Source organism: Streptomyces torulosus (assembly GCF_001419765.1).
GTDB lineage: Bacteria > Actinomycetota > Actinomycetes > Streptomycetales > Streptomycetaceae > Streptomyces > Streptomyces torulosus.
In genome coordinates, this window is sequence record NZ_LIRK01000666.1 from 1 (window position 1) to 6,002 (window position 6,002).

Sequence of the window (6,002 nt, forward strand, 5' to 3'; positions counted from 1 at the left end):
GTATCGGCTGGGCCCCTGCGGTCGGGGGCTCGTGGGGTGTGTCGGACGCGGGGGTCCGGAAACGGTCCCAGTCGGGGACGAAGGAGTCGGCGGCGCTCTGGCGTACGGCCACGGCGGGCGCCGGCTGCTCCGGGGCCGTGATCGTCGGGGGGACTACAGGCGTGAAGGCCGTGTTCACCGGAGCCGGGGTCGTGGGAACCGCGGTCATCCGAGACTGGGCCGGCGGGACCTCGGTCGCCGACGGCGGGGCGGAAGGTTGCAGGTGGTTCACCAGCGCGCCGACCGTGCTGTGTTCGAAGAAGACCATCGGGTCGACCTCGAAGCCGTCTGCGGACAGGGACGCCGCCAGTTCGACCGCCATCATGGAGTCGAGGCCCAGTTCCAGCAGATCGTCCTCGGGCGCCACGGCGTCGACGTGCAGCACGTTCTTCAGAGCCGTGGTCAGCGACAGCCACAGTCCGCTTTCCGGCGTCACAACGGTCATGGGTTCTTCCTTCGCGTGGGCGGCGGCGCACAGGACGTAGTGCGCGGGAGGACGGCCGAGGACGGTGCGCAGCAGGGCGACACCGCTGTCCGCCGTGAGGACCGGTACGCCGTGCGCGGCGGCCTTCGGGGCGATGCCCTCGCCCATGCCGACGCTCCACAGGCCCCAGCCGAGGCTGAACCACGGGGCCCCGTCGGCGCGTCGGCGGGCGGCGTAGCCGTCGAGGTAGGCGTTGGCCGTGGCGTAGGCGCTCTGTCCGAGGTTGGCGCGGACGGAGGCGACGGACGAGAAGAGGGCGACGAAGTCGGGGGTGCCGCTCGCGGCGATCAGGTCGTCGATCGCGTGCACCCCGCCGACCTTGGGGCCGAGGACGTCCGTGACCTGCTCGGGTGTCAGGGTGCGGGCCAGGCCGTCGCGCAGCACTCCCGCCGCGTGGAACACCCCGTCGAAGCGTTCGGCGCCGTCGAGTGCCTTCGGCAGCGTACGGACGTCGGCGGCGAGGGTGTGCAGGTCGCAGCGGGTGCCCAGCCGGTCGAGCCGTGTCCGTGTCTCCCCCGTGTCCGGGACCGTGCGGCCCACGAGGGTCAGATGGGCGCAGCCCTCGGCCGCGAGGGACTCCGCGATCCGCAGACCGATGCCGCCCATTCCCCCGGTGATGAGGAAGCGCCCGTCGCGGAAGCGGGGAGCGGGCGCCGGCGCGTCGGCGCCGCTCGGCGGCAGCGGGGCGGGCCCGGCCGGTTCCAGCGTCGGCCGGTACCAGCCGGAGGGGCGGCGGGCGAGTTCCGGCTCGGCGTACCCGAGGAGGTCCGTCGGCATGTTCGTCGTCGTGAGGTCGGCGCCGGGTTCCAGGTCCACCAGGCGCACCTCGGTGCGGGGGTGTTCCACGCACAGGGTGCGGCCGAGGCCCCACAGGGAGGTCATGAAGGGGTCGACGGTCTCCTCCCCCGTCACCCGGTGGGCGCCGCTGGTGACGATGAGCAGGTCCGGCATCGGCGGACGGGCCGCCAGCCGCCGTACCAGGGCGAAGACCCCCCGCAGGGCTTCGCCCACCCGGTCCTCGTCCGTCGGTCCGCGCGGCGCCTCGTAGACCACCGCGCCCACGGGCGTCCCGTCGAGCACCTCGTCCAAGCGCTCCGGCGTCAACTCCTGGGGCGTCAAGTGGATGACGGGTGGTCCGTCCGACGCCGACGGCCGCCGCTGCGAGACCAGCAGCAGGGGGCCTTGGCGCTCCCGTGGCGTGCGGGTGGGTCGGACCTCCCGCCAGACCGGGGTCTCGATCGAACCGCCGGCGGAGGGGTTCCGCTCGTCCGCCGCCGCGCCGGTCGGGGCTCCCGCCGTGGGCGACTTGAGCGTGATGCGCTCCAGTTCGAGCAGCACCTCGCCCTGCTGGCTGCAGACGGTGGCCCGCCCCCGTACGGCACCGGCGCGGGCCCCGGCCGTCGCGTCCCGTTCGACGAGGGCGAGGACCGTGCCCGAGATGGGCCGGCGGGCCACGAGCCGGCCCACGTACCACGGCAGGCACGCCCCGGCCGTTCCGTCGTCGAGCATGCCGAGGGCCTGGAAGACACTGTCGAGCAGCGGCGGCGGCACGAACCGGGCCGTGTGCAGGTCGTCGTCGGCGCGCAGGACCACCAGCATGCGGTCCGCTCCCCGGTACGCGGAACGGATCGCCCGGTAGGCGGGCCCGTACGTGATGCCGCTGGCCTGCCGCCACGCCTCGATGTCCGTCAGCGGGACGGGCCGGGTGCAGCCGGCCCACAGTCCGCCCACGTCGACGTAGCGGGGCGGCGGCATCGGCACGCCGCGGGCGCGCGCCGAGCTGTGCTCGACCGGCGCGCCGCCCGCGTCGTCACCGGCGGAGAGGACCGAGCACCGCCCGTCGTCGGCCGTGGTCACCCGCAGATCGACGCCGGGCCCGGTCACCCGCAGCGGCGCGCGGAAGGTGACGTTGTCCAGCGTCCACACGCGGTCGGGCCGTCGGGTGTCGCAGGCGGTCAGGACGGCGTCCGTCTGGAGGGCGGCCGGCACGACCGGTGTGTCACCGATGCGGTGGTCGCGGACCAGCGGATCGGTGACGCCGAGGTGGACCCGGAAGCCACTCATGTGCGGAGGTCGAACCGCTCGGTGGCCTTGACCAGGCCGTTCACCTGAATGTCCACGGTGTGCTCCCCGGCGTAGTAGCGGCGGGTCTGGACCTCCTTGACGGGGTGGGACTTCCGCACGGTCCGCCGCTCCCCCGCGGCGAGTTGGAGCGTCGTCAGTTTGAAGACCTTGGGGATGCTGCGGCCGTTCTTGCGCACGTGGTGGACCACGTAGTCGACGGTCACGCTGTGCGGCCGGTCGTCGCCGTTCTCCACGGTGAAGTCGATGAGCAGGGTGTCCCCGACGGTGACCGCGCCGGGCGTGACGCGCAGGGCGGACACCTGGACGAGTTCGCCGCCCGTCGCCCCGAGGATGGCCAGGGCCTGCTGGTCCCCCTTCTTCACCAGGGTGCGCAGGGCGTGCTTCACGATCCAGTCGGTCTCGGGGGTGGGGCTCTCCTCCAGCCAGCGCAGCGCGGTGGCGAGCGCGAGGTCGGGGGTGTCCTTGGAGATGTCGTTGAGGTTGTTGGCGACGGACTTGCGGACGTACTCGGAGGGGTCGCTGCGCAGGGGTTCGAGGATCTCCAGGACGGGCCGCGGGTCCTTCACGAAGACGTCGAGGGTGCGGGCCCACGGCAGGCGCGGTCGGATGCCCTCGCTGGCGAGGCGCCGTACGTTGTGGCTGGGGCTGTGGGCCCACTCGGCGACCCGCTTCATGGTCAGCTCGTAGTGGTCCTCGACGAAGGGCCTGATGGCGTACTCGCCGGTGTGGCACCGGGTGATCTCCTCGATGGCGTCCAGGGACACCTCGGGGTGGTCCCGGCCGTACTCCTCCACGAACCTCGCCACCGGCATCAGGAACCAGCTGGTGTTGAACATGCCCTCGCCCTCGGCGAGTTCGTCACCGAGGATCGACAGGAGCGCGGCCACGGCCGTGGGGTAGTCCTCGGGGAGCCGGCTGCGCAGGCCCTCGGTCAGGACGAGGACGCGGTCCTTCAGTTCCTTGCCGGGGATGCGCTGTTCGACCTCGGCGGCGTACCCCTCGACGTCGAAGTCGGGGTGTACGGCGTGGACCTTGCCGCCGATGAGGCGTGCGGCCTCGCCGTTGAAGTGTCGCTTCAGTCCGTATTCGCTAGCCATGGTGCTCGGGCCTCTTCGTCTCGTGCGTGTGATCGCTTTGGGGGGTGGTCGTGGGTGCGGGGCCCTGGGCATCGGGCGCGCCGGGGGTGATCCAGAACCGGCGCCGCCTGAACGGGTAGCCGGGGGCGGTGGTGACGCTCTGGCGTTTGCCGTGGTGGAGGCCGGTCCAGTGCAGGTCGGTGCCGGTGTGGTTGTGGTGGGAGGTCAGCGCGGCGTGCAGCTGCGGCTGGTCGGCGCGGCCCCGTTGGAGGGTGGGGATCCACAGGGGGGTGAGGTCGGGGCGCGCCTCGGCGAGCGTGGCGCGGGCGAGGGGGATCAGCTGCGGGTGCGGGCCGATCTCCCAGACGGTGTGGGGGCCGGTCTCGGCGAGCGTGGTGACGGCCTGGCCGAAGCGGACGGTGCGGCGGATGGCCTGGGCCCAGTGCCCGGGATCGGTGGCGGTGACGTCGCTGTGCCAGGTGCCGGTGAGGGCGCTGGCGAAGGGGATCGTGGGCGGCGCGAGCGGGGTGGCGGCCACGGCGTCCGCGAAGGGGGCGAGGGCCGGTTCCATCACTGCGGAGTGGAAGGCGTGACTGACCGTCAGGGGCTGTACGCGTGAGGAGGTCTGCTCGCGGAAGCGGGCCATCACCTCCGCCGGGCCGCTGACGGTGTGGACGCGGGGCGCGTTGTGGGCGGCTATCTCGATGCCGGGGTAGGCCCGGAGTTCGGCCGTCAGCGCGTCGGCGTCGGTGTGGACGACGGCCATCGTTCCCGTGGCGGGCTGGGCCTGCATCAGCTCGCCGCGGAGCGCCGTCAGCCGCAGCAGGTCGGGCAGGGCGAGGACGCCGGCCGCCCAGGCCGCGGTCAGTTCGCCCAGGCTGTGCCCGGCGACCACGTCGGGGCGGATGCCGACGGCCCGCAGGAACGTCACCAGGGCGACCTGGACGCCGACGATGCCGATCTGCGCGTACCGCGTCTGGTCCAGGAGGTGCCGCGCTTCGCCGTACAGCAGGTCGAGCAGGGGTACGTCGGTCCAGGGGCGGAGCAGGTCGGCGCACTCGTCGAGGGCTTCCCGGAAGTGCGGTTCGGTCGCCCTGAGGCCCTCGCCCATGCGGGCGTACTGGGAGCCCTGCCCGGTGAAGAGGAAGGCGGTGGTCGTCGCCGTCCGGGTGTGGCGGGTCGTCGGGGTCGCCCCGGAGGCGACCTCGGCGAGCCGGGCGGCCAGTTCCGCGGCGGTGGTGCCGTGGACGGCGGTGCGGTACGGGTGGGCGGTGCGTGCGGTGTTGACGGTCCGGGCGAAGTCGCCGAGCGGGTCTTCGGTGAGGCGGCTCTCGGTGAAGCGGTCCTCGGTGAGCTGGTTCTCGGTGAGGTGGTCCTCGGAGAGGTGGTCCTCGGAGAGCCGGTGCTCGGTGAGGTGGTCCTGAGAGAGCCGGTTCTCGGTGAGGGCGGTCAGGTGGTCGGCGTACGTGCCGGCGAGGGCGCGCAGGGTGGTCTCGTCGGCCGCGCTGACGCGGACGATGTGGCTGTCCTGCGGCACCGGGGTGTCCCTGGTGGGCCGCGGCGGCTCCTCGACGATGACGTGGGCGTTGACGCCGCCCATGCCGAACGCGCTGACCGCGGCCCGCCTCGGGTGCCCCTCGCGCGGCCAGGGCCGCGCCCGGTCGGCGAGGTAGAAGGGGGTGTCCTCGAAGCGGATCCGGTCGTTGGGGTGCGTGACGTGCAGGGTCGGCGGGATCACCTCGTGCTCCATCGCGAGCAGTGCCTTCACCAGGCCCGCGAGGCCCGCCGCCGGCTCCAGGTGACCGACGTTGGACTTGAGCGAGCCGATCGCGCAGAACTGGGCGCGGTCGGTGTGTTCACGCCAGGCCCGGGTCAGCCCGTCGATCTCGATCGGGTCGCCGAGGCTCGTCCCCGTGCCGTGCGCCTCAAGGAGGCCGATCGTGTCCGGGGCGACACCCGCGTCCCGCAGGGCCTCCGCGATGACGTCGCGTTGCCCTCGGGGGCTCGGCGCCGAGTAACGGGTGGTGCGGCCGCCGTGGTTCACGGCCGCGCCCTTGACGAGGCCCCGGACCGGGTCGCCGTCCCGTCGGGCGTCGTCGTGGCGGCGCAGGACGACCGCGACGGCGCCCTCCCCCGGGACGAAGCCGTCGGCGGTGCTGTCGAAGGCCCGGCAGCGGTGCCTCGGTGACAGGGCCATCAGATCGCCCATCGAGCGGAAGTACTCGGGGCTGAGGCCGGCGTGCACCGCGCCGATCACGGCCGTGTCGATGTCACCGGCGCGCAGATGCTGCAGGGCGGTGTGCAGGGCCACCAGCGAC

Annotated in this window: 3 protein-coding genes; all 3 read right to left on the reverse strand. The window is 73.3% G+C overall.

All coding sequences use genetic code 11. The features are described 5' to 3' along the window. A partial coding sequence (locus AOK23_RS51555; RefSeq protein ID WP_055716862.1) for an SDR family NAD(P)-dependent oxidoreductase occupies nucleotides 1–2,587 on the reverse strand: 2,587 nt, incomplete at its 3' end. Continuing rightward, nucleotides 2,584–3,705 carry a DNA alkylation repair protein gene (locus AOK23_RS36930; protein WP_055716863.1) on the reverse strand — a complete coding sequence of 374 codons (1,122 nt, stop codon included), beginning with the start codon at nucleotides 3,703–3,705 and terminating at the stop codon, nucleotides 2,584–2,586. The genes AOK23_RS36930 and AOK23_RS51555, both read right to left, overlap by 4 nt. After that, on the reverse strand, nucleotides 3,698–6,002 hold a 2,305-nt coding region (locus AOK23_RS47320), incomplete at its 5' end, for a type I polyketide synthase (RefSeq protein WP_240496730.1). The genes AOK23_RS47320 and AOK23_RS36930, both read right to left, overlap by 8 nt.